Source organism: Mesorhizobium sp. B2-4-3, from assembly GCF_006442815.1.
Taxonomy (GTDB): Bacteria; Pseudomonadota; Alphaproteobacteria; order Rhizobiales; family Rhizobiaceae; genus Mesorhizobium.
Genome location: NZ_VFVL01000027.1, coordinates 66,290 through 88,621 on the forward strand (window position 1 = coordinate 66,290; position 22,332 = coordinate 88,621).

Consider the following 22,332-nt stretch of genomic DNA (forward strand, 5'->3'; position numbering starts at 1 on the left):
GAGCTGCGCGTCGGCTGGGGCGCTGACGGGGCTTTGGTCTTGATTTGGAGCGTGTTCCTTCGAAAATGGGCCTGATTCTCAGGGCCATGCGTCGGCGACATCGTTTCGCCGCATAAGATGGGCATGGGGGTCGACCGCGTCGCGCAGGCGTTCGGAGGACGCGCGGCGCCGCGATGGTGGGGAAAATTGGGATGGGGAAAAATTAGGAAGGTAAGATGAGGAAATACCTGTTTTCAGCGGGATTCGCGCTTCTGGTGGCGACCTCGGTTTCGGTCACGGCTGTCGTGCGGCCTGCTTTCGCCGCTGAGATCAAGTATGTCGTCAACAACATAGCGATCACCACCGGCGACATCGCGCACCGCGCAGCCTTCTTCAAGCTGCAGCACAAGAAGGGCGATGCCGCGCAGGAGATGATCGACCAGACGCTGCGGCTGGCTGAGGCCAAGCGGCTCGGCATCCGCATCAGCGACCAGCAGGTCGACGCCGCCTACCAGCGCTTCGCTTCGGGCAACAAGATGCCGCTGGCAAAACTCGACGCGATCATGGCGCAATCGGGCGTCACCAAGGAACACTTCAAGGAATTCATCCGTGCCCAGATGGCCTGGAACCAGGCGCTCAGCGCGCGCTACCGCTCCGGCGAAGGCGGCTCGGTGACCGAGCAGGACGCCGTGCGGCGCATGCTGGACAAGGGCGGCGCCAAGCCGACCGCGACGGAATACATGCTGCAGCAGGTGATCTTCGTGGTGCCGGCATCGGAGCGCGCCGCCACGCTCGCCAAACGCAAGCGCGAGGCCGACGCCATGCGCGTCCGCTTCAGCGGCTGCAACACCACGCGCGACTTCGCCAAGGGCCTGCTCGACGTCACCGTGCGTGATCTCGGCCGTTTTCTGGCGCCACAATTGCCGTCCGACTGGGCCGAGCAGATCAAGGCGACCAAGGTCGGCGGCGCGACGCCGACCCGCGAGACCGAGCGCGGCATCGAATTCATCGGCGTCTGCTCCTCGCGCGAGGTTTCCGACGACAAGGCCGCGCAGACGGTGTTCCAGGCCGAAGGCAGCAACGACAAGGACGCCGACGAGCTCAGCAAGAAATATGTCGCCGAGCTGCGCCAGAAGGCCAAGATCGTCGAACGCTAGAGCCGGATGATTTCAGGTCGGTCCGACCTGAAATCGGAATCCGTTTCTAAATCGAAGAAATGAAGCATGATCTCGCCCGAAAACCGCTGCACACTTTTCGGCATCGTGCTCTGAGCGACAAGCGTGCGATACCGCAGCCAGCCCACCGCATGAGCACGCAGAAGACCGATGCGCCGCTGGCGCTCAGTGTCGGCGATCCCTCGGGCATCGGGCCCGAGATCGCCATCGCCGCCTGGCTGGCTGGCGACAGCGCTGGTGTGCCGCCCTTCTACCTGCTTGCCGACCCCGCTTTGATCGAAGCCCGCGCCCGCCTGGTTGGCGCAAATGTTGCGATTGCCGAGACGCTGCCGGGACAGGCAGCGCATCATTTTTCCCGCGTGCTGCCCGTCGTGCCGCTCCATGCGCGCCATGTCGATAGCTCGGGAGAGCCGGACCCGGCCAATGCCGCAGGCACGATCGAAGCCATCGACCGCGCCGTCGCGGACTGCCTCGCCGGCCGCGCCGCGGCGATAGTCACCTGCCCGATCGCCAAGAAGCCGCTCTATGATGCCGGATTTGGCTTTCCGGGTCACACAGAGTATCTGGCGCATCTGGCCTCGCGCCACATCGGCAGGGACGTGACGCCGGTGATGATGCTGGCAGGACCGGACCTGCGCACCGTTCCGGTGACCATCCACATCGCGTTGGCCGAAGTGCCGAAAGTGCTCACGACGGAGCTGATCGTCGCGACCGCGCGCATCACCGCCGCCGATCTCAAGAACCGCTTCGGCATCGCGCGGCCGAAGCTTGCGATCGCCGGGCTCAACCCGCATGCCGGCGAAGGCGGCGCCATGGGGCTGGAGGACGCAGCGATCGTCGCCCCCGCCGTCGAGATGTTGAAAGCGGAAGGCATCGACGCGATCGGACCGCTGCCGGCCGACACGATGTTTCATCGGCGCGCGCGCGCCGCCTATGACGCGGCGCTCTGCATGTATCACGACCAGGCGCTGATCCCGGCCAAGACTTTAGCCTTCGACGAGGCGGTCAACGTGACGCTCGGCCTGCCCTTCATCCGCACTTCGCCCGACCACGGCACCGCTTTCGACATCGCCGGCAAGGGCATCGCGCGCGCCGACAGCCTGATCGCCGCGTTGAGGCTGGCGCGCCGGCTGGCCGACAGCGGACCGCAGGCCGCCGCCGCGTGAGGATGCATTGAGCGGACGCACCACAATCGACGGGTTGCCGCCGCTGCGCGAGGTGATCGAGCGGCACGGCCTGCAGGCCAAGAAGGCGCTCGGACAGAATTTTCTGCTCGACCTCAACCTGACAGGCAAGATCGCGCGTGCGGCCGGCGATCTCGGCGAGGCGACAGTGATCGAGGTCGGCCCGGGCCCGGGCGGACTGACGCGGGCACTGCTCTTCAACGGCGCGCGGCGCGTGATCGCCATCGAGCGCGACGAGCGCTGCCTCGAAGCGCTGGCGGAGGTTTCCAACCATTATCCCGGCCGGCTCGAGGTCATTCCCGGCGATGCGCTGAAGACGGATTTTGCCGCGCTTGCCGGCGCGGCGAACGGCGCGCCTGTGAAGATCGTCGCCAACCTTCCCTACAATATCGGCACGGAGCTTCTGATCCGCTGGCTGACGGTGGCCGACTGGCCGCCCTTCTACCAATCGATGACGCTGATGTTCCAGCGCGAGGTGGCGGAGCGCATCACCGCGGCTCCTGGCAGCGACGCTTATGGCCGGCTCGGCGTGCTTGCCGGCTGGCGCACCGAGGCGAGGATCGCCTTCGACGTGCCGCCGCAAGCGTTCACGCCGCCGCCGAAGGTCACCTCATCGGTGGTGCATCTGGCGCCTCGCCTATCTCCTCTGCCCGTGGACGCCAGAAAGTTGGGCCGCGTCACCGAGGCCGCCTTCGGCCAGCGCCGCAAGATGCTCAGGCAAAGCGTGAAGAGCCTGGGCGGCGAAGCGCTCCTCACCCGCGCCGGCATCGACCCGACGCGGCGGGCCGAGACGCTGAGCGTCGAGGAGTTCGTGAGGTTGACGAACGCCGTGTAGGTCTCTTCTCCCCGTTTACGAGGAGAAGATGCCGGCAGGCAGATGAGGGGCGGCGCGAACCTGCAAAGGATGATTCTTACCCCTATCCGGCCCTTTGGGCCACCTTCTCACCGTCGGCGGAAGGAAGTTGCGCTGGCAACCGTCATTCAAACGCATTACATTCATGGCAAAGGAGATGGCCATGCCAACGAACGCACTTGTCCAGACGCGTATCGACGCCGATATCCGGGATCGGGCTTCCGCGGTGCTCGAAAGCATGGGACTCACGGTTTCGGATGCGGTGCGGATACTTCTTACCCGAACCGCCAACGAGGGCGCGTTGCCCATCGATCTGCTCGCAAACAGTGAGGCTTACGATGTGTGGTTTCGCGCCAAGGTGCGCGAGGCTCTGGACGACACCCGAGCCGACATTCCTGGCGAACAAGTCGAGGCGCATTTTGCCGAAAGACGCGCTGCAGCGCGTCGCAAGGTCAATGAGCCTAAATCTTGAAGATCGTATGGTCGGCATTCGCACTTTCGGATCGCGATGGGATATTCACGCATATCGAGGCTGACAACCCTGCCGCCGCGGTCGCGATCGATGAGCGGATTGTCGCCGCGATAGGCCGTCTCCGTGACTTTCCCGAGAGCGGCCGCACCGGCAGGCTTTCACGAACACGAGAGCTTGTCATCGTCGGCACGCCATATGTCGCGGCCTATCAGATAGCTGAGAGCAGGATTCGAATACTGCGTGTGCTTCACGGAGCACAGCGCTGGCCGGACGATCTTGCAGACAGCTGACGCTATTTATCCTGCTTGTCCGGCCAGCCTACGTCGTCTTCTCGTCCAGCAAACCAGAGATGAAATCGAACAGGCCAGGCCGCCTGTCGCGCCGCAGCCGCTCCGCCGTGACGATGGCGCGGACCTCGGCGAAGGCGCGGTCGAGGTCGTCGTTGACGATGACGAAATCGTATTCCTTCCAATGCTCGATCTCGAGGCGGGCGTTCTTCAGCCTGGTCTCGATGACGGATTCCTGGTCCTCGGCGCGACGCTTCAGGCGCGCCTTCAATTCCTTCATCGACGGCGGCAGGATGAAGATCGAAACGATATCGGCGCGCATCTTCTCCTTGAGCTGCTGGGCGCCCTGCCAGTCGATGTCGAAGAGCATGTCGCGGCCTTCGGCCAACGCGATTTCCGCCGGCTCACGCGGCGTCGCATAGCAATTGCCGTGCACCTCGGCCCATTCGAGCAACGCGTCGGAGTCGCGCAGCCGCTCGAACTCGCGCATGGTGCGGAAATGGTAGTGGACGCCCTCGATTTCCGAGCCGCGGCGCGGCCTTGTCGTGACGGAGACCGAAAGCTCGAGACTTCCATCGCTTTCCAGAAGATTGCGCGCGATCGTCGACTTGCCGGCGCCCGACGGCGACGACAGCACCAGCATCAATCCACGACGGCGGATGCGGGACCCCAGATCCCTGGCGGCCGTCGGTTCCTTGGCAACCATCCCGTCACTCCAGATTCTGGACCTGTTCGCGAAACTGGTCGACCACAGCCTTGAGCTCCAGCCCGATCGCGGTGACCGCGGCGGCGTTCGACTTCGAGCACAACGTATTCGATTCGCGGTTGAATTCCTGCGCGAGAAAATCGAGCTTGCGGCCAACGGCGCCGCCGCTTTTGAGCAGCGCCCGCGCCGAAGCGACATGTGTCTTCAGCCGGTCGATCTCCTCGCGGATGTCGGCCTTGGTGGCGAGGAAGGCCGCTTCCTGGTGCAGCCGGACGGCATCGAGATTGGCCGAGGCATCCATCAACAGACGCATCTGCTCGGCGATGCGCGCGCGGATCGCGGCGGGTTCGCGCGAGGGGTCGGCCTCCGCCTTCAGCGTCAGCGTCTCGATGGTGTCGACATGGCCGGCAAGCAGCGCGCCAAGTGCCGCGCCCTCACTGAGGCGCGCCTGTTCAAGGCCGGCGAGCGCCGCCTCGAGCGCCGACAGGATCATGGCATCGAGGGTAGCCCGCTCCTCCTCGGTCTCCACGGCCTCAGGGATGTCGAGCACTCCGCGCAGGGAAAGCAGGCCGTCCGCGGTGGCGGGCTCGGCGCCGAACTGCTCCTGCAAACGCTTGGCCAGCCCCGCCAGATCCTTGAGGAACGCCTCGTTGACCACCGGCTGGACTTGCCTGGCGGCGGCGCGGCCGACGGTCAACGTCGCCTGGAAGTTGCCGCGCGCAAAGCGCTTCTGAACCGTCTGCCGGACCGCCGTCTCCAGCCGGTCGAAACCCTGCGGCAACCTCAGCCTCACCTCGGCGCTCTTGCCGTTCACCGATTTCACCTCCCAGGCCACCGAGGTGCCATCACTTTCGGCGGCGGACCGCGCAAAACCGGTCATGCTTTGCAGGCTCATTGCCCTGTCGTCCCCCTGTCGCAGCCAAGGCATGGGTGGCCCAACGCTACGCGCCCCAAACATCGCCGGACGATCGGCCGGCGCCCCCCTCAAAACATGAATACGGCCTCGCGTCAAAGGACGCGTGCTTCCGTCTGATGCAAGTCGTTTTCCCAAAACCGCTGCGCACTTTTGGGCGACATGCAGTGCGCCTATTGCGCGTCGCCGCCGCCGGCGTCGCCGTTCTCGCCGCTGCCGCCATTGGCACTGGCATCGCCGCTGTCGGCGCCGCCATCGGGAGCGGCCGGCGCCGTCGTCTGGCCGGAAGCCTTGGCGGCGGCGTCCGCCTGCTTCTTCTGCAGCGTCCGGTAGCGGGCAACGTTCTGGTTATGCTCTTCCAGCGTCGCCGCGAAGACATGGCCGCCATTGCCGTCGGCGACGAAATAGAGGTCGTCGGTCTTCGACGGATTGGCGACCGCTTCGAGCGCCGCGCGGCCCGGATTGGCGATCGGCGTCGGCGGCAGCCCCTTGATCATGTAGGTGTTGTAGGGCGTCTGCTTGTCGAGGTCCGACTGGTAGATCGGCCGGTCCGCCGGCTTTCCCTTGCCGCCGAAGAGGCCGTAGATGATGGTCGGGTCGGACTGCAGCCGCATGCCCTTGGCTAGGCGGTTGAGGAACACCGCGGCGACGCGCGAGCGCTCGTCGCTCCTGCCCGTCTCCTTCTCGACGATCGAGGCGAGCGTGACGAAGTCGTCGATGTTGGCGATCGGCAGGTCGGGCGCGCGGTGCGACCAGACGTCGTCGACCAGCTTCTTCTGGTCGGCGATCAGCTTATCGACCATCTGCTGCCTTGTGGCGCCGCGGGTGAAGCGCAGCGTGTCGGTGGCGATGCTGCCCTCCGGCGGCAAGGCCGGCGGCATATCGCCAGTCAGCGCCGCCTGATCGGCGACGCGCTGCAGCGCCTGCTCGACCGTCAGCCCTTCGGGAATGGTGAGCGAGTACATGACCGACTTGCCGCTCTTGAAGAGGTCCATGATGTCGCGCATCGAGGCGCGCGGCTTGATGGCGTATTCGCCAGCCTTCAGCGCCGATTCATTGCCCGTGGCGCGTACGCCCAGCCGGAAGACGCGGGCATCGCTGATCAGGTTGCGGCGTTCCAGCTGGTCGGCGATCTCCTGCACGCCGGTGCTCGGCTTGATCAGGAAGGTGTCGCCATTGGCGGATGGGCCGGGCTCGACGAAAGCCTGCATGCCGAAATAGAGCGCGACACCCGAGGCGAGCACGACCAGGATGACCATGGAGAGGAAGAAATTGAGGAAGACGACGACCTGGCTGCGCGAGGCGCGCGAGCGCTTCGACGGCGGCGGCGTGCCGGCTTCCGGGCGCAACGCCTCGGCCGCGGTCTTCGGCATGATCGGCCCCTTTGTGCCTTGCCGTCCGAAATCCCCGTCGCCGCCCGGATTTGTGCTCCCAGGATTTGTGCTCATGGCGCGCCCTACCGTCTGATCTTGCAACGAATCCCCTGACTACAAGCTAGGGGAGAATTTGGCAAAAATGACGGCAGATGGCGGGACTGCCGGCTGGTTGTCGGTTTCTGAGCAATCCCGAGAGGGAAAGCGCTGAGCACTCTTCCCGGGATTGCTCCGATTGGCCTTTCAGCCATTGTAACGCTGGAACACGAGCGAGGCGTTGGTGCCGCCGAAGCCGAAGGAATTCGACAGCGCGACGTCGATCTGGCGCTGGCGCGGCTTGTTCGGCACGAGATCGATCGCCGTCTCGCGTTCCGGATTGTCGAGATTGATGGTCGCCGGCGCGATGTTGTCGCGGATGGCGAGGATCGAGAAGATCGCTTCCGCGGCACCCGCGGCGCCCAGCAGATGGCCGATCGACGACTTGGTCGACGACATCGAGATCTTCGAGGCGGCATTGCCGACCAGCCGCTCAACCGCGCCGAGCTCGATCGTGTCGGCCATGGTCGAGGTGCCGTGCGCGTTGATGTAGTCGACGTCGGCCGGCGAAAGTTTCGCCCGGTTCAGCGCCGCCGTCATGCAGCGGAAGGCGCCATCGCCGTCTTCGGCCGGCGCGGTGATATGGTGGGCGTCGCCGGTCAGGCCATAGCCGGTGACCTCGGCATAAATCTTGGCACCGCGCGCCTTGGCATGCTCCAGCTCTTCCAGGACGACGACGCCCGCGCCCTCGCCCATGACGAAGCCGTCGCGGTCGCGATCATAGGGACGCGAAGCTGTCTCGGGGCTGTCGTTGCGCTCGGTGGAGAGCGCCCGGCAGGCGGCGAAGCCGGCAATCGACAGCCGGGTGACCGGCGCCTCGGCGCCGCCGGCCAGCATCACATCGGCATCGCCCCACATGATCAGCCGGGCGGCGTCGCCAATGGCGTGCGCGCCGGTCGAGCAGGCGGTGACCACCGCATGGTTCGGGCCTTTCAGGCCGTGGCGGATGGAGACCTGGCCCGAGACCAGATTGATGATCTGTCCGGGGATGAAGAAGGGGCTGATGCGGCGCGGGCCGCGTTCCTTGAGGATCATCGCGTTCTCGGCGATGCCGTCGATGCCGCCGATGCCGGAGCCGATCAGAACGCCGGTGGCGCACTGGTCCTCATGTGTCTGAGGCTTCCAGCCGGAATCGGCCAGCGCCTCGTCGGCGGCCGCGATGCCGTAGAGAATGAACTCGCCGATCTTGCGCAGTTCCTTCGGCTCGAGCACGGCCTCCGGATTGAAGGTGCCATTCGAGCCGTCGCCGCGCGGGATGATGTGGGCGATCTTGCAGGCAAGATCGTCCACCTCGAATTCGGTGACGCGGCGGCAGGCGCTGCGGCCGGAGAGCAATTCCCGCCAGCTATGCTCGACGCCCATGCCAAACGGCGAAAGCAAGCCAAGGCCCGTGACGACGACACGCCTCATCGCAGGTCCTCCCCGGTAATGCCTGCGAAAGAAATCAGGCCGAGGCCTTGTCGATATACTTCACGGCGTCGCCGACGGTCAGGATTGTCTCGGCCGCATCGTCAGGAATCTCGACGCCGAACTCTTCTTCGAACGCCATGACGAGTTCGACCGTGTCGAGGCTGTCCGCGCCCAGATCGTCGATGAAGCTCGCCTGTTCCGTCACCTTGTCGGCGTCGACGCCGAGATGCTCGATGACGATCTTCTTGACGCGCTCTGCGGTGTCACTCATTTGGGGCAATCCTCGTCTTAGGTTGTCTATCTTCGTTAGCGGGCGGAATGCCGCTAATCAAGCTGAAAGATGGTCTTGCGGGCAACGCAACGCCACAGGACCGGTTTTTGCCCGAACCGCCGGGTTGCGGGCCGCATTACACGAAAAATGATGGGCGTCCAAGCCGAAATGGCTGTTTTCACAGGCACCCATCCTGCCTCAGATCATTGCCATGCCGCCGTTGACGTGAATGGTCTGGCCGGTGACATAGGCCGCCTCGTTGGAGGCGAGATAAGCGACGGCGGACGCCACTTCAACGCTGGTGCCCATGCGCCGGGTCGGGATCGCGGCCATGATCGTCTCTTTCTGCTTGTCGTTGAGCTTGTCTGTCATGGCCGATTCGATGAAGCCCGGGGCGACGCAGTTGACGGTGATGTTGCGGGTGGCGATTTCCTGCGCCAGCGACTTGGAAAAGCCGATCATGCCGGCCTTGGAGGCGCAGTAATTGGTCTGCCCGGGATTGCCGGTGACGCCGACCACCGAGGTGATGTTGATGATGCGGCCATGGCGGCGGCGCATCATCGGATGGGTCAGCTCGCGGGTCAGCCGGAACACGGCGGTGAGGTTGACCTCGATCACCGAATCCCAGTCGGCGTCCGACATGCGCACGAACAGGCCGTCCTTGGTGATGCCGGCATTATTGACCAGGATATCGACGCCTTCGAGGTCGGCTTCAGCCTTCTGGCCGAGCGCCTTGACCGCGTCGCGGTTGGTCAGGTCCGCCGGAAACAGTTTTACGCGGTCGCCCAATTCGCCCGCCAAGGCTTCCAGCTTCTCCACACGGGTGCCGTGCAGGCCGACGATCGCGCCCTGGCTGTGCAGCACCCTGGCGATCGCTTCGCCGATGCCCCCCGTTGCGCCGGTGACAAGCGCCTTGCGGCCGGTCAATTCGAACATTGTTGTTCCCTTTCAAGTCGGACAGGTCAGATGCCAGGCTATCTGTAGACGTCGCCTCGATGGCCAATCGCTACGACAAGAATGACGAGCCGCGCGTCTTGCACATCGCAGATGATCCGGCAGTCCCCAACTCGGTACCTCCAGAATGTCGCCAACGGGCCCTTGAGTGGTTTGCCTACCTCACGAGGATTATCGAGTTCGGCAAGTCGGTTTTCAATGAAGTCGCGGATGCGGCTACGTGTGTGAGGGTCTAGTTTTTCGACAAACTTGCGGGCCGAACGAGCATATTCAAGCGTCCAGGCCACGCCAGAAATCCTCGCTCTTCACGACATCTTCCTCGCCTCGCCTGATCCGCTCAAGAACCTCGGCGGCGAGATAGTAGTCCTCCACGTCTTCGAGCCCACGTTCGATGAGCTCGCGCAAATAGTAGGCTTTGCTGCGGCCGGTCTTGGCGGCGAGAAACTCCAAACGTTCTTCGATTTCAGGCGCAAGGCGGACGGATGTCGGCATGGGAACCCCGGTGAATACATGTATTCATGTATCGCCATTGCAACAAAAATTCAAGAGAAGAGGACGACTTCACCCCAGCGCCGCCAGCGCCGCCTCGACTTCCGCCGCCGTGCCGATGGCGCCGGTGGCGATGTCGCGGTCGATGCGGCGCGCCAGACCCGACAGCACCTTGCCTGCGCCGACTTCATAGAGGCTCGCGACGCCGTTGGCGCCAAACCATTCCACTGTCTCTCGCCAGCGCACGCGGGCGACCACCTGCTCGACCAGGCGGCGGGCGATCTCGTCCGGGTCGCTGGTCGGGGTTACGGTGACGTTCGAGACAATCGGAACCGCCGGCGCAGATTTCGTGACACCGGCCAGCGCCTCGCGCATGATGTCGGCGGCCGGCGTCATCAGCGCCGAATGAAAGGGGGCGGAAACCTGCAGCATCAACGCCCGCTTGGCGCCCTTTTCGGTGCACAACTTCGCCGCCAGCTCGACCGCCGGTCTGGCGCCGGAGATCACCAGCTGGCCACCGCCATTGTCGTTGGCGATCTGACAGACCGAGCCTTTGGCCGCTTCCGCGCATGCGGCTTCGACATCGGCCTGCTCCAGCCCGATGATCGCGGCCATGGCGCCCTCGCCGGCCGGCACCGCCGCCTGCATGGCGTTGCCGCGCGTGCGCAGCAACTTCGCCGCGTCGCCGACCGAAACGAAGCCGGCCGCCGCAAGCGCGGAATATTCGCCGAGCGAATGACCGGCGACATAGGCCACGCTATCCTTCAGCGAGAAGCCGCGCGCTTCAAGTGCCCGCATCGCCGCCAGCGAAACAGCCATCAAGGCCGGCTGCGCGTTGGCGGTCAGCGTCAGCGTCTCTTCAGGGCCTTCCCAGATCAGTTTCGACAGTTTTTCGCCGAGCGCGGCGTCCACTTCCTCGAAGACGCGGCGCGCTTCGGGGAAGGCATCGGCGAGATCCTTGCCCATGCCGGCGGCCTGGCTGCCCTGTCCCGGAAAGGTGAATGCGACGGCCATTTTGGGTCTCTCCAGAGGCTGGTTTTTCTTGCCTCTGGCGCAAGGCGCACAGCCAAGTCAAGCCCGCGGGCGCCTCTTCAGCCAGCATTTCAGCCGGAAAAACCTGGCTGACTCCCTGTTCCGAAAGGTTTTTTGGCGATCACACCTGATGAAAACCGCTCACGTTTAGTTTGCTGGCTCTTCTTATTTCCGCCACAGGCGCTAGCTTTGCGTGACATTTCGATGACAGTGGCGTGACGCGTGTGGAAGACGCGTGACATGGGCCGGGGAAGCAAAGTGGCAAGGATCAGGAAAGGCGCGGCAAAGCCCGCGCCGCAATTTTTGGAAGACGATCCGTCCACCGGCTACCTGCCGGGGCGGGCATGGCCGATCGTACGCTACGGCCTGACGACGCTTCTGGTTTCCGCACTGCTCGTGTTCGCGATCGAATGGATCGTGCGCGGCGATTTCTTCGGCACGGTCGATTTCTTCCTGCAGCCCTTCAAGCCGGGCTGGACCACCATCATCGTCTTCGCCCTGGTACTGGTCGGGCTCGACGCCATCCTCGGGCGCAGCCACCAGAGCCTGATGATCGTGGCGCCGCTGACGCTGGCGCTGGCCTTTGTCGGCCACCAGAAATCGCACTATCTCGGCGATCCGCTCTATCCGACGGATTTCCTGTTCGCCCGCCAGATCGTGGCGCTTATGCCGCTTCTGGTGCGCGAGCGGCCGTGGACGGCCGTCATGCTGGCGGTCGGCATCGTCGGCGGCCTGACGCTGCTCGTCTACGGCTGGCGGACCTGGCGCCGGCGGGTGCCGATCCTCAGCCGCAAGGGCCGCCTGGCGCGGCTAGTGCTTGCCGTGCCGCTGCTCGCCTTCTTCGTCTCGATCATGGACTACGCCACCTTCTCGTGGACGCGCGACCGGCTGCAGATCATCCCGATCATGTGGGACCAGAAGGAAAACTATGCCTCCAACGGTTTTGCGCTGGCTTTCGCGATGAACGTGCCGATGGCGCATGTCTCGGCGCCGCCCGGCTACTCCGAAAAGACGATGGCCGCGATCCAGCGCCCCGACGTCGCCGCTTCGGTGCCGGACGAGAAGCCGGATATCGTGGTGGTGATGAGCGAATCCTTCTGGGATCCCACGCAGTTGCCTGGCGTCGCCATCAAGCCCGACCCGATCCCGACAGTGCGCGCCTTGCGCTCCGGCTCGATGTTCTCGCCTGAGTTCGGCGGCATGACCGCCAATATCGAGTTCGAGGCGCTGACCGGCTTTTCCAACGCCTTCCTGCCGGCTGGCTCGATCCCTTATCAGCAATATGTGCGCACCCCGACCCCGTCGCTGGCGACCTTCCTGAAGAGCCAGGGCTACCGGGCGCGGGCCATCCATCCCGGCACCAACTGGTTCTGGAACCGCGGCGCCGTCTATGCCGATTTCGGCTTCAACGACTTCCGCTCCGAAGAGACGCTGCCGCCGATGCAAAAGCGCGGGCCGCTGGCTTCCGACGCGGCGATGACCGACGAGATCATCCGCGAGGCCGACGCCAGCGACGATCCGGTGTTCCTGTTCGCCGTCAGCCTGCAGAACCATGGGCCTTACGAGCCTTACCGCTACAGCAACCCGACGCATTCGGTCGGTGCGCCAATCAGCTCCTGGGCGCGGGAATCGCTGCTCTCCTATGCCGAAGGCTCGGCCGACGCCGACCATGGCCTTAAGCGCCTGATCGACTGGGCGAAGGCGCGCCAGCGGCCGACGATCATCGCCTTCTTCGGCGACCATCTGCCGCCGCTGGGACCGGTCTATGTCGAGACGGGCTATCTCAAGGACAATGTCGCGCCGCGCAAGGAGCCTAGCGACGCCGCGCTCGAACACCACGACACGCCTTTGGTCATCTGGTCGAACCGCTCCGGTCCGGTCGAGAACATCGGCTCGGTGAGCCCGGCCTTCCTGCCCTACCATATCCTGACCACGGCAGGCATCAGCCACCCCTATTACACCGGCTTCCTCGGCGCGCTGCGCGAACACTACCGGGTGGTCGACCGCAACCTGCTCCTGTCGCCCGCGGGCGAAGCGACGCCGGATTGGGCGAGGCAGAAGCAGATCGATCCGAAGATCAACGATTTCCGGCTCATCCAATACGACATGATGTTCGGCAAGCGGCATTCGGCGCCCGATTTCTTCCCCGAGACGGTGGACAAGCTGGTCGCGCATACGAGCTGAGCTGAGCGAGCGGCATCGCCATGGCCGATCGTTGAGGCGAAAGAGGCCTTGAATTGAAAGTACCGTGCGGGCCCACTCCGCCACGAGCGTTCCCATGCCGCGGCGCCCCTCGTCAGTTGGTGAGCTGCAGCCTGGAGAACTTGTTGGCGATGGTCTGGAAGACGTTGGGCAGCTTGGCCGGGTCCTCGACGGCGTAATAGTCGCTCGGGTCGGACGCGCAGGCGCTGTAGAGCGAGCGGTTGGCCGCCGTGTCGGCCTGCAGCACCATGGTGTAGATCTGCACGCCCTGGTTCTTCAGCTGCGTGCAGACATCCTTTGTCCAGCCGTCGACGTTGCGCGCCGCCGCCGCCTGGTTGCTCGAACCGAAACGGCCGCTGGCGAGGTAGCCATAGGAAGTGTAGTCCGATTTCTGCGGCGTGTTTGATGCGCCGTAGACGACGTTCTCGCCATCGGTCAAAAGCATCACCACCTTTGCCCGCCGTCCTATAGGGAGCGGCGTCGGTGTAGGGTGGCTGCGGCGACAACACCCGCTGGCCCCAGCTCAAGCCCTCCGACACGTTGGTGCCGGAGCCGTTCCATTCGCTCATCTGGCTCGCTGCCTGGCGAAGCTTGTCGAAGTCGTCGGTCAGCGGAACGATCGGCGTCGGGCAGGCGCGGTTCGGGCCGATGGTGATCGGATTGCCGGCCTCGGTGATTTCCTTGCCGGTCGAGGCGACGTATTTGGCGATCGTCGTCAAATCCGCGCTGAGCAGCGCGTTGAGCACGCCCGTCAGCAGCCCGCTCAGATCTATGCCCAGTATGTTCTGGTTCAGCTTGGTCTTGTCGATCGTGTCGTTGAGATAGGAATTGTTGTAGCCGGTCGACGAATTGCCATACGAGGCCGACGGCTTCTTGGCGACGTCGGGATCGTCCGGCGCGAAATACGGCACGAACAGCGTATCGGGCTTCGACGGGTCCGGCGGCGTGTCGGAAACGTTCAAGGCGCCTGGCCGCGCCTCGACGCAGCCCTTCCAGCCCGTGTTGCTCCATCCGCCCTTCTGGCCGAGCTGCCTGAACAGCGCCATATGGTTCGGTCGCTTGCCGTCGATGACCGGAAAGTTGACGCCGTTGGTGGACGACTTGCCGTCCATATCGATCCAGGACGGATCGAATTCGGGGCCGTTGACGTTGACGGCGGTGACGAAGGGCACCAGCGAGGCCCGCACGGACCGGGTCGGCGACTTGACCGCCTCGAGATAATCGAGCAGCGACTTGGACGCGGTCCGGAGCGCGGTGATGCGCGCGCCGGCCATCGAGCCGGTGTTGTCGAGCACCAGCACCACTTCGAGCTGATTGTTCGATTCGACCGCCGAAGCGTCGACGCTGATATGCTTTTCGGCGCCAAACAGGAACGCGAAGTTGAGATTGACGTCGGCCGAGGCCGTGGCCCTGGTCTTGACGAAGTTGACGCCCCTGTCGACGGTGAGCGTGGCCTTGGCGTTGGAGAGTTCGCCATGGCTGGCGACATTGGCCTGGAAATAGCTGTTGAAGGCATCATTGCGCGTCACCTCGGCGTCGCCCAGATGCGAGGAGGCGAGGTTTGCGGCGTCCAGCGCGGTCTGCAGATTGCTTTTTGCCCGCATCAGGGTGGAGACATCGGTGGCAAAGGCCACCGCCCCCAACATGGCAGGCACGCCCACCGCCAGCATCAACGAGAAATTGCCGCGCCTTGAGCGCCAAAACTGCCTGAGAAGCATTCCCTACCCCTGGAATTGCTCGATTTTCCGCCGCCTTGCGGCCCGCGTGCCTCTCATGCGCCTTTCATGATAAACGGGTGGTTACAACCCGCTACAACCTTATGGGGTGGTTAAAGTCCGATTACTGGAAAATCGATAAAATCGAGTGCCGGCTGACCTTTGCGTTCTTCTGGAGGCTGCGACACGCCAGAATCTCACCTGACACCTGCCGGGCCTTGCCTTCCTGGCGAATTGCTATATAGACCCGCGCAATCTGCCGGTCCTTGCTGGGGGCTGAACGGAGGGCCGTGGCCTTTTCGAAGGTCGCGACACGAAGCCAAAAAGGGCTTCCAGCCTCCCGTGTCTCCGCTCTCGACCGTCTCGTGATGCTCCTTTCTTCCCCGCTCTTTCGCGATCGGGTCAGACAAGTTGCAGAGGCTTAGCCGCGAGGGCCGGTGAGAGAAACGAAGAAAGGCACTAAAACATAATGGCTCTTTACGAACATGTGTTTCTTGCCCGGCAGGACCTGTCGCAGCAGCAGGTTGACGCGCTTGTCGAACAGTACAAGGGCGTCATCACCGCGAATGGCGGATCGGTCGGCCGGATCGAGAACTGGGGGCTGAAGTCCCTCACCTACCGGGTCAAGAAGAACCGGAAGGCTTACTACACGCTGATGGACATCACCTGCCCGCCGGCCGCGCTCAACGAAATGGAGCGCCAGATGGGCCTGTCGGAAGACGTCCTTCGCTTCCTCACCATCAAGGTGGAAGCGCATGAGGAAGGCGTCTCGGCGATGATGCAGAAGCGCGAAGAGCGTTCCGAGCGCGGCGGCTTCGGCGACCGCGACCGTGGCCCACGTTCCTTCGGCGACCGTGATCGCGGCGATCGTCCGCCGCGCAGCTTCGGTGGCGACCGCGATGGCGGTGGCGACCGTGGTCCGCGCCGTCCGCGCGAAGGCGTTGAAGGAGGTGCAGAATAATGGTCGACATCAACCAGATCCCGACCCGGCGTCCGTTCCATCGCCGCCGCAAGACCTGCCCGTTCTCCGGCGCCAACGCTCCGAAGATCGACTACAAGGATGTGCGTCTCCTGCAGCGCTACATTTCCGAACGCGGCAAGATCGTGCCCTCGCGCATCACCGCCGTCAGCCAGAAGAAGCAGCGCGAGCTCGCCAAGGCGATCAAGCGCGCCCGCTTCCTCGGCCTGCTGCCCTACGTGGTTCGCTGAGGCCTGAAAGTTCGATGCGGGCGCTTGCCGCCCGCATCCCACCCACGGCGACGGGCGCCGCGGTTCAAGTCAAATCCCGAGTTGGGGCCGGATGGCCTCTAACTGCCAGCACAGGCAGGACAGCGACAAGAGCGGCGAGCGCCGCAAAGAGCTTCCTGACCTGTTCCAGATCATTGCGCCAGTCTTGCGACCGGCGCCAACCGAAGGAACGAAACCATGGAAGTCATTCTCCTCGAGCGCATTTCCCGCCTCGGCCAGATGGGCGAGACCGTCAAGGTCAAGGACGGGTTCGCCCGCAATTTCCTGTTGCCGCAGGGCAAGGCGCTGCGCGCCAACGAAGGCAACAAGAAGAAGTTCGAGGGCCAGCGCGCCCAGCTCGAAGCCCGCAACCTGGAACGTAAGTCGGAAGCCGCACAGGTCGCCGAGAAGCTCGACGGCAAGAGCTTCATCGTGGTGCGCTCGGCCGGCGAGACCGGCCAGCTCTACGGCTCGGTGTCGACCCGCGACATCGCCGATCTGCTAATCGCGGAAGGCTTCACCGTCAACCGCAACCAGATCGAGCTCAACCAGCCGATCAAGACCATCGGCCTCTCCAATGTGGCGATCGCGCTGCATCCGGAAGTCGAGGTCACGGTGACCCTCAACGTCGCCCGTTCGGCCGACGAGGCGGAGCGCCAGTCAAAGGGCGAGATGCTGACCACAGCCGAAGCCATCTATGGCGAAGACATCAACGACAACGCCCGGCCCGAGAATTTCTTCGACCCGAACGCCGAATTCGAAGGCGGCGAAGAGAGCGCCTGACCGGCACATCATCCGAAGCGTCGCTTCGGTTCGCAGACGTCCAGGATTTCTGGACCAACGCCCGGGTCTCCGACCCGGGCTTTTTTGTGCCAAAAGGAACTTTTCGACACCCTATATCTTGTGCACATTACAGCGTGGCGCGTCGATTGGACGCGGGCGACGCGCTGAGGCATTTCGATCTGGCATTCCAGTCCGATTACCGGGTGATCCGACTGAGGGGACATTTGGTCATGAATATCCTGTTGAAACACGTTCTCGAACGCCTGGTTCGGGTCGGCGACCTCAAGGTGACCGGCCCAAAGGGCACGACGCACAAATTCGGCGACGGCAGCGGCGAGCCGGTGCGGATCCACATCAAGACCACACATGCCGAGCGTGCCATAAGTTTCGACCCGATGCTTGCGGTGCCTGAAGCCTATATGGACGGCGAGCTGGATGTTCCCGAGGGCGGCGTTCTCGGGCTGATGCGCATCGCTTTCCAGAATATGGGCTCGAGCGGCATCGACGTGTCGTGGTCGAAGGCGATCGAGGGGCTGCGCCACGCCTTCCGCCGGCTGCAGCAGATCAATACGGCAACACGCTCGCGCCGCAACGTGCAGCGCCATTACGATCTCTCCGGCGAGCTCTACAAGCTCTTCCTCGACGAGGACATGCAATATTCCTGCGCCTATTTCGAGCAGCCGGACATGACGCTGGACGAAGCGCAGGCCGCCAAGAAACGCCATATCGCCGCCAAGCTCCGGCTCAAGGCAGGCCAGACCGTGCTCGACATCGGCTCCGGCTGGGGCGGCCTCGGCCTCTATCTCGCCAAAGCTTTCGACGTCGACGTGCAGGGCGTCACGCTGTCCACCGAACAGCATGGTGTCGCCACCGACCGCGCCCACGCGCTGGGTCTCCAGGACCGGGTGCATTTCGAGCTCAAAGACTACCGCGCGCTGAACGAACGCTTCGACCGGATCGTCTCGGTCGGCATGTTCGAGCATGTCGGCGTCAACCACTACCGCACCTTCTTCGACAAGGCCTCAACTCTGCTCAAGCCGGACGGGGTGATGCTGCTGCACACGATCGGCCGTTCCGGCGTACCGTGGGCGACCAGCGCCTTCGTCCGCAAATACATCTTCCCGGGCGGCTACATTCCGGCGATGTCGGAGGTGATGCCGGCGATCGAGAAGTCGGGCCTCGTCGTCACCGACATCGAAATCCTGCGGCTGCACTATGCCGACACGCTCAGGCACTGGGGCGAGCGCTTCGCCGCCAACCGCGACAAGGCCAAGGCGATCTATGACGAACGCTTCTGTCGCATGTGGGAATTCTATCTCGCCGCCTCGGAGGCCGCTTTCCGCTGGCAGGATCTGGTGATCTTCCAGTTCCAGCTCGCCAAGAAGAACGACACGCTGCCGGTGACGCGCGACTACATGGCCAAATGCGAGAAGGCGCTGGAGCTGCGCGATATCGGCCATCAGGAGCCGGCGGCGCCGGCCCCCGCCAAGCCGACCCGCCGCAAGAAGGTGGAGTAGACACGCATTGCCGCTTGCCATTGCGGCCTGACGCCATGAAAAAGGTCTCGTTCGCGAGACCTTTTTCATGACCTATCTCATCTACATCGCAGCCGCGCTTGCCGAAATCGCCGGCTGCTTTTCGTTCTGGGCGTGGTGGCGGCTGGAAAAGTCGGCGCTCTGGCTTCTTCCCGGTTTCGCCTCGCTGGCGCTGTTCGCCTTGCTTCTGACGCTGGTCGAGACGGACGCGGCGGGCCGCGCCTATGCCGCCTATGGCGGCATCTACATCGCCGCCTCGCTCGGCTGGCTGTGGCTGGTCGAAGGCGTGCGTCCCGACCGCTGGGATCTGGCCGGCGCCGCGCTCTGCATCGTCGGCGCCTCGGTCATCCTGCTCGCGCCGAGGGGAGCCTGAAATGGAACTGCCCGCCCCGCTCCGGCAAGGCGTCGACAGCTTGCTCGAGAAGGTGCCGCTGCCAGCGCTGAAACAGGCCGCAAAGACGCTTTCCGAACGCTACCGCGCCGAGCTGCGCGACGGCCGCCTGCATATGGGCGAGGAGATGGCGGTCAAGGCCTATCTGGCGACTCGGCTGCCCGCCACCTATGCTGCCGTGCGCGCCAGCCTCGAGGCGTTGAGCGAGGCCCGCCCCGACTTCCGGCCGGAAAGCCTGCTCGATATCGGCGCCGGACCTGGCACCATGCTTTGGGCCACGACTGACGCCTGGCCTACGCTGGAACGGGCGGTGCTGGTCGAGGCAAGCGCTGCCGTGCGCAAGGTCGGCCAGTCGCTCGCGGAAGGCGCGATTGCCGTCCGCGCCGACTGGGTCGCCGGCGACGCGACGATCGATCTCGACGGCGTCATGCCCGCCGACCTCGTCAGCGCCGCCTATGTGCTGGACGAGATCGCGCCTTTATCGCTGCCGAAGCTCATCGACCGCCTCTGGCGGCTCACGGCCGACACGCTGATCCTCGTCGAGCCCGGCACGCCCGCCGGCTGGCGGCGCATCCTTGCGGGACGGCAACAACTGATCGAGGCGGGAGCGCACCTGCTGGCGCCCTGCCCGCATGCGGTGCCTTGCCCGCTCACGCCGCCCGACTGGTGCCATTTCGCACGCCGCGTCGCGCGTTCGCGCCTGCATCGTCTCGTCAAGGAAGCCGAGGTGCCGTGGGAAGACGAGAAGTTCATTTACCTCGCCGCTTCCCGGCAACCGGCGCCGGCGCGCGCCGCACGGGTGATCGCGCCGCCTAAGGGCGGCTCCGGCAAGGTGGTGCTGAAACTGTGCCGGCCGGACGGCAGCGCCGGCGAGCGCCTGTTCAGCAAGCGCGACGGCGATGCCTTCAAGGCGGCGCGACGGGCTGACTGGGGCGATGCGGTGGGATAGGCCGCGTAGGCCGGAGGCATCGGGAGACCTCGCATAGTCGATAGGTTGGTAGAGTCGCTACTTTGGCGATTAGCCGAAGCGCTTCTCAGGTCGTCATTCTATGGCGGAGCAAGGAGCGAAGCGACGAGCGCAGACCATAGAATCCATGCCGTTACCTCGCCCGAGGAATAAAAGCGGCGCAGGACAGAGCCGTTCTGCATCGCCGCGATGCTCACAGGTCACGGAATGGATCCTCGGGTCTGCGCGCGTCGCTTCGCTCCTTGCTCCGCCCGTGGATGACGAAATTCGGGCGCCTCGGCTAATCTCGGACGTCCGCGATTCTCTGCGCGAGCGGATGCGGCTGATCGGTTGTGTACGAGCCTCCGGCGGCTATCGGCCACCCAAAATGTTCTTGCTTCGTTCCATATTCGCAACTAAGAATCGTCCCTTGCCGAGTCAACCGGAATCGGGCCACCGGAATACTGTCCTGTGGATGGTTTGCCGATCCTGTGAACATTGGGCATCAAGCTGGTTGGGCCGAGGAGTGTTGCAGAAAGGTCAGCACCGAATCTTCCCGTTCTGGTATCGAGGACAGCGGGATCGAAATCGGGGATATCATGGCAGAGGCGGCACTGAAATTCGGCGCGGCGGAAACGCCGCTTTATCGCGAGGCACCGAACAACATCGAGGCCGAGCAGGCGCTGCTCGGCGCCATCCTTGTCAACAACGACGCGTTCTACCGCGTCTCGGATTTCCTGAAGCCGGCGCATTTCCATGAGCCGCTGCACCGCCGCATCTTCGAGATCGCTGCCGAGCTCATCCGCATGGGCAAGATCGCGACGCCGATCACGCTCAAGACCTTCCTGCCGGCCGACGAGAAGGTCGGCGACATGACGGTGGCGCAATATGTCGTGCGCCTCGCCGTCGAGGCCGTCACCGTCGTCAACGCCACCGACTATGGCCGCGCCATCTACGACCTTGCGACGCGCCGCGCGCTGATCACCGTCGGCGAGGACATGGTCAACATCGCCTATGACGCGCCGGTCGACATGTCGCCGTCCGACCAGATCGAGGACGCCGAGCGGCGGCTGTTCGAGCTTGCCGAGACCGGCCGCTATGATGGCGGCTTCGAGAGCTTCAACGATGCGGTCAAGACCGCCGTCGACATGGCCAACGCCGCCTATATGCGCGACGGCCACCTGTCGGGCATCGCCACAGGCTTGCGCGACCTCGATCGCCGCATGGGCGGCCTGCAGCCCTCCGACCTGATCGTCCTCGCCGGACGTCCGGGCATGGGCAAGACCTCGCTCGCCACCAACATCGCCTTCAACATCGCCGAGGCTTACGTTCCGGCGCAGCAGGCCGATGGCAGCTTCAAAGCCGCCAATGGCGGCGTCGTCGGCTTCTTCTCGCTCGAAATGTCGTCGGAGCAGCTCGCCACCCGCATCATCTCCGAGCAGACCGAGATCTCGTCGTCAAAAATCCGCCGCGGCGAGATCACCGAGATGGATTTCGAGAAGCTCGTCGCCTGCTCGCAGACGATGCAGAAGATCCCGCTGTTCATCGACCAGACCGGCGGTATCTCGATCGCGCAGCTTTCCGCCCGCGCGCGGCGCCTGAAGCGCCAGCGCGGCCTCGACCTCATCGTCATCGACTATATCCAGCTGATGCAGGGTTCGAGCGCCAAGGCTTCGCAGAACCGCGTGCAGGAAATCACCGAGATCACCACGGGCCTGAAGGCTTTGGCCAAGGAGCTCGGCGTGCCGATCATCGCGCTGTCGCAGCTGTCGCGCCAGGTGGAAAGCCGCGACGACAAGCGCCCGCAGCTGTCGGACCTGCGCGAATCCGGCTCCATCGAGCAGGACGCCGACGTGGTGCTGTTCGTCTATCGCGAGGAATATTACCTCAAGAACCGCGAGCCGAAGCTCGGCACCGAGGAATACGTCAAGTGGGAAAACGAGATGAACGAGGCGCGCGGCAAGGCCGAGTGCATCGTGGCCAAGCAGCGCCACGGGCCGACCGGCACCGTCAGCCTCGCCTTCCATGGTGAATTCACGCGGTTCTCGGATCTGGCCGAAGAGCACCATCTGCCGGAGAGGTTTGAGTAGAGGCTTGGTCGGGACCACAGCAAAAGTGACGAGCGTTGGCGCTCTATGGCGCCCCCCTCTGTCCTGCCGGACATCTCCCCCACAAGGGGGGAGATTAGCTGCCGCCTTCGCCGGCACTCTTTCTTGCAACGTTGAAAATTGGCGAAACCCGTCGCGCCGTCCGATCTCCCCCCTGTATGGACTGGGGACATCGCGAACAGGTGTGCGAAGACATCGCGAACAGTTTCGTGCGTTTTGCGCGGGGAGGTT

22 protein-coding genes and 1 pseudogene are annotated in these 22,332 nt (G+C 64.3%); 13 read left to right on the forward strand and 10 right to left on the reverse strand.

Annotation, left to right across the window (positions count from 1 at the left end; genetic code table 11):
• Window positions 1–215 precede the first annotated feature (215 nt).
• The 5 genes from FJ956_RS22795 to FJ956_RS22815 all read left to right on the forward strand — a co-directional run bounded on the left by FJ956_RS22795 (window position 216) and on the right by FJ956_RS22815 (window position 3,953).
• Complete coding sequence (locus tag FJ956_RS22795) at window positions 216–1,136, forward strand: peptidylprolyl isomerase (RefSeq protein WP_140680027.1); 921 nt, start codon at window positions 216–218, stop codon at window positions 1,134–1,136.
• A gap of 149 nt (window positions 1,137–1,285) precedes the next feature.
• A complete protein-coding gene (pdxA, locus tag FJ956_RS22800) occupies window positions 1,286–2,320 on the forward strand; it encodes a 4-hydroxythreonine-4-phosphate dehydrogenase PdxA (protein ID WP_140680029.1) in 1,035 nt (344 codons plus the stop codon).
• Window positions 2,321–2,327: 7 nt separating this feature from the next.
• Window positions 2,328–3,173: a 16S rRNA (adenine(1518)-N(6)/adenine(1519)-N(6))-dimethyltransferase RsmA gene (rsmA, locus tag FJ956_RS22805; RefSeq protein WP_140680030.1), complete on the forward strand. Its 846-nt coding sequence runs from the start codon at window positions 2,328–2,330 to the stop codon at window positions 3,171–3,173.
• Window positions 3,174–3,354: 181 nt separating this feature from the next.
• Window positions 3,355–3,663 carry a type II toxin-antitoxin system RelB/DinJ family antitoxin gene (locus tag FJ956_RS22810; protein WP_140680033.1) on the forward strand — a complete coding sequence of 103 codons (309 nt, stop codon included), beginning with the start codon at window positions 3,355–3,357 and terminating at the stop codon, window positions 3,661–3,663.
• Entirely contained in the window at window positions 3,660–3,953 is a 294-nt protein-coding gene (locus FJ956_RS22815; RefSeq protein ID WP_140680035.1) for a type II toxin-antitoxin system RelE/ParE family toxin, read from the forward strand. The genes FJ956_RS22810 and FJ956_RS22815 overlap by 4 nt, the downstream gene beginning before the upstream one ends.
• Before the next feature lie 28 nt (window positions 3,954–3,981).
• Here FJ956_RS22815 and gmk read toward each other — a convergent pair whose 3' ends face one another.
• From gmk to fabD, 9 genes are all read right to left on the reverse strand, one after another.
• Window positions 3,982–4,656: a guanylate kinase gene (gene gmk / locus FJ956_RS22820; protein WP_140651807.1), complete on the reverse strand. Its 675-nt coding sequence runs from the start codon at window positions 4,654–4,656 to the stop codon at window positions 3,982–3,984.
• A 4-nt stretch (window positions 4,657–4,660) separates the two neighbouring features.
• Window positions 4,661–5,551 carry a YicC/YloC family endoribonuclease gene (locus tag FJ956_RS22825; RefSeq protein WP_140680037.1) on the reverse strand — a complete coding sequence of 297 codons (891 nt, stop codon included), beginning with the start codon at window positions 5,549–5,551 and terminating at the stop codon, window positions 4,661–4,663.
• Between the two features lie 191 nt (window positions 5,552–5,742).
• The gene (mltG, locus tag FJ956_RS22830; RefSeq protein WP_246672134.1) at window positions 5,743–6,942 is read right to left on the reverse strand and encodes an endolytic transglycosylase MltG; all 1,200 of its coding nucleotides are present in this window, start codon (window positions 6,940–6,942) and stop codon (window positions 5,743–5,745) included.
• Window positions 6,943–7,185: 243 nt separating this feature from the next.
• Complete coding sequence (gene fabF, locus FJ956_RS22835; protein ID WP_140680042.1) at window positions 7,186–8,448, reverse strand: beta-ketoacyl-ACP synthase II; 1,263 nt, start codon at window positions 8,446–8,448, stop codon at window positions 7,186–7,188.
• A gap of 34 nt (window positions 8,449–8,482) precedes the next feature.
• Complete coding sequence (locus tag FJ956_RS22840; RefSeq protein WP_006203723.1) at window positions 8,483–8,719, reverse strand: acyl carrier protein; 237 nt, start codon at window positions 8,717–8,719, stop codon at window positions 8,483–8,485.
• A gap of 198 nt (window positions 8,720–8,917) precedes the next feature.
• The gene (gene fabG, locus FJ956_RS22845) at window positions 8,918–9,655 is read right to left on the reverse strand and encodes a 3-oxoacyl-[acyl-carrier-protein] reductase (RefSeq protein ID WP_140540844.1); all 738 of its coding nucleotides are present in this window, start codon (window positions 9,653–9,655) and stop codon (window positions 8,918–8,920) included.
• 38 nt (window positions 9,656–9,693) lie between these two features.
• Window positions 9,694–9,960 carry a type II toxin-antitoxin system RelE/ParE family toxin gene (locus tag FJ956_RS22850; RefSeq protein WP_140680044.1) on the reverse strand — a complete coding sequence of 89 codons (267 nt, stop codon included), beginning with the start codon at window positions 9,958–9,960 and terminating at the stop codon, window positions 9,694–9,696.
• On the reverse strand, window positions 9,944–10,165 hold the full coding sequence (locus FJ956_RS22855; RefSeq protein WP_140680047.1) for a ribbon-helix-helix protein, CopG family: 222 nt from the start codon (window positions 10,163–10,165) through the stop codon (window positions 9,944–9,946). Before FJ956_RS22855 ends, FJ956_RS22850 begins: the two co-directional genes overlap by 17 nt.
• A 69-nt stretch (window positions 10,166–10,234) precedes the next feature.
• Window positions 10,235–11,176: an ACP S-malonyltransferase gene (fabD, locus tag FJ956_RS22860; RefSeq protein WP_140680049.1), complete on the reverse strand. Its 942-nt coding sequence runs from the start codon at window positions 11,174–11,176 to the stop codon at window positions 10,235–10,237.
• 258 nt (window positions 11,177–11,434) lie between these two features.
• Here fabD and FJ956_RS22865 point away from each other — a divergent pair, with 258 nt between their 5' ends.
• Window positions 11,435–13,378: an LTA synthase family protein gene (locus FJ956_RS22865; RefSeq protein ID WP_140680051.1), complete on the forward strand. Its 1,944-nt coding sequence runs from the start codon at window positions 11,435–11,437 to the stop codon at window positions 13,376–13,378.
• 1,631 nt (window positions 13,379–15,009) lie between these two features.
• On the opposite strand, the pseudogene FJ956_RS31135 reads toward FJ956_RS22865, so the two are convergent.
• A pseudogene (locus FJ956_RS31135) lies at window positions 15,010–15,114 on the reverse strand (hypothetical protein); the annotation flags it as partial.
• Window positions 15,115–15,580: 466 nt separating this feature from the next.
• On the opposite strand from FJ956_RS31135, the gene rpsF reads away from it, so the two are divergent.
• The 7 genes from rpsF (at window position 15,581) to FJ956_RS22905 (ending at window position 22,083) form a co-directional block, all read left to right on the forward strand.
• Entirely contained in the window at window positions 15,581–16,072 is a 492-nt protein-coding gene (gene rpsF, locus FJ956_RS22875) for a 30S ribosomal protein S6 (RefSeq protein ID WP_140680053.1), read from the forward strand.
• Window positions 16,072–16,320, forward strand: a complete 249-nt coding sequence (gene rpsR / locus FJ956_RS22880; protein WP_006203718.1) for a 30S ribosomal protein S18 — start codon at window positions 16,072–16,074, stop codon at window positions 16,318–16,320. Before rpsF ends, rpsR begins: the two co-directional genes overlap by 1 nt.
• 216 nt (window positions 16,321–16,536) lie before the next feature.
• Window positions 16,537–17,121, forward strand: coding sequence for a 50S ribosomal protein L9 (gene rplI, locus FJ956_RS22885; RefSeq protein ID WP_140680055.1), 585 nt, complete (start codon window positions 16,537–16,539; stop codon window positions 17,119–17,121).
• 230 nt (window positions 17,122–17,351) lie between these two features.
• Window positions 17,352–18,638 carry a cyclopropane-fatty-acyl-phospholipid synthase family protein gene (locus FJ956_RS22890; RefSeq protein ID WP_140680057.1) on the forward strand — a complete coding sequence of 429 codons (1,287 nt, stop codon included), beginning with the start codon at window positions 17,352–17,354 and terminating at the stop codon, window positions 18,636–18,638.
• A 67-nt stretch (window positions 18,639–18,705) separates the two neighbouring features.
• On the forward strand, window positions 18,706–19,029 hold the full coding sequence (locus FJ956_RS22895; RefSeq protein ID WP_140680060.1) for a YnfA family protein: 324 nt from the start codon (window positions 18,706–18,708) through the stop codon (window positions 19,027–19,029).
• 1 nt (window position 19,030) lies between these two features.
• Entirely contained in the window at window positions 19,031–19,996 is a 966-nt protein-coding gene (locus tag FJ956_RS22900; RefSeq protein WP_140680062.1) for a small ribosomal subunit Rsm22 family protein, read from the forward strand.
• A 596-nt stretch (window positions 19,997–20,592) separates the two neighbouring features.
• Window positions 20,593–22,083: a replicative DNA helicase gene (locus tag FJ956_RS22905; protein WP_140680064.1), complete on the forward strand. Its 1,491-nt coding sequence runs from the start codon at window positions 20,593–20,595 to the stop codon at window positions 22,081–22,083.
• The last annotated feature ends 249 nt before the right edge of the window (window positions 22,084–22,332 follow it).

Bases quoted from the DNA above. Each gene is read 5' to 3' on its own strand.
- FJ956_RS22795 (WP_140680027.1), top strand. From the start codon at position 216: ATGAGGAAATACCTGTTTTCAGCGGGATTCGCGCTTCTGGTGGCGACC.
- pdxA (WP_140680029.1), top strand. From the start codon at position 1,286: ATGAGCACGCAGAAGACCGATGCGCCGCTGGCGCTCAGTGTCGGCGAT.
- FJ956_RS22810 (WP_140680033.1), top strand. From the start codon at position 3,355: ATGCCAACGAACGCACTTGTCCAGACGCGTATCGACGCCGATATCCGG.
- gmk (WP_140651807.1), bottom strand. From the start codon at position 4,656: ATGGTTGCCAAGGAACCGACGGCCGCCAGGGATCTGGGGTCCCGCATC.
- FJ956_RS22825 (WP_140680037.1), bottom strand. From the start codon at position 5,551: ATGAGCCTGCAAAGCATGACCGGTTTTGCGCGGTCCGCCGCCGAAAGT.
- mltG (WP_246672134.1), bottom strand. From the start codon at position 6,942: ATGCCGAAGACCGCGGCCGAGGCGTTGCGCCCGGAAGCCGGCACGCCG.
- fabF (WP_140680042.1), bottom strand. From the start codon at position 8,448: ATGAGGCGTGTCGTCGTCACGGGCCTTGGCTTGCTTTCGCCGTTTGGC.
- FJ956_RS22840 (WP_006203723.1), bottom strand. From the start codon at position 8,719: ATGAGTGACACCGCAGAGCGCGTCAAGAAGATCGTCATCGAGCATCTC.
- fabG (WP_140540844.1), bottom strand. From the start codon at position 9,655: ATGTTCGAATTGACCGGCCGCAAGGCGCTTGTCACCGGCGCAACGGGG.
- FJ956_RS22855 (WP_140680047.1), bottom strand. From the start codon at position 10,165: ATGCCGACATCCGTCCGCCTTGCGCCTGAAATCGAAGAACGTTTGGAG.
- fabD (WP_140680049.1), bottom strand. From the start codon at position 11,176: ATGGCCGTCGCATTCACCTTTCCGGGACAGGGCAGCCAGGCCGCCGGC.
- FJ956_RS22865 (WP_140680051.1), top strand. From the start codon at position 11,435: ATGGGCCGGGGAAGCAAAGTGGCAAGGATCAGGAAAGGCGCGGCAAAG.
- rpsF (WP_140680053.1), top strand. From the start codon at position 15,581: ATGGCTCTTTACGAACATGTGTTTCTTGCCCGGCAGGACCTGTCGCAG.
- rpsR (WP_006203718.1), top strand. From the start codon at position 16,072: ATGGTCGACATCAACCAGATCCCGACCCGGCGTCCGTTCCATCGCCGC.
- rplI (WP_140680055.1), top strand. From the start codon at position 16,537: ATGGAAGTCATTCTCCTCGAGCGCATTTCCCGCCTCGGCCAGATGGGC.
- FJ956_RS22890 (WP_140680057.1), top strand. From the start codon at position 17,352: ATGAATATCCTGTTGAAACACGTTCTCGAACGCCTGGTTCGGGTCGGC.
- FJ956_RS22895 (WP_140680060.1), top strand. From the start codon at position 18,706: ATGACCTATCTCATCTACATCGCAGCCGCGCTTGCCGAAATCGCCGGC.
- FJ956_RS22900 (WP_140680062.1), top strand. From the start codon at position 19,031: ATGGAACTGCCCGCCCCGCTCCGGCAAGGCGTCGACAGCTTGCTCGAG.
- FJ956_RS22905 (WP_140680064.1), top strand. From the start codon at position 20,593: ATGGCAGAGGCGGCACTGAAATTCGGCGCGGCGGAAACGCCGCTTTAT.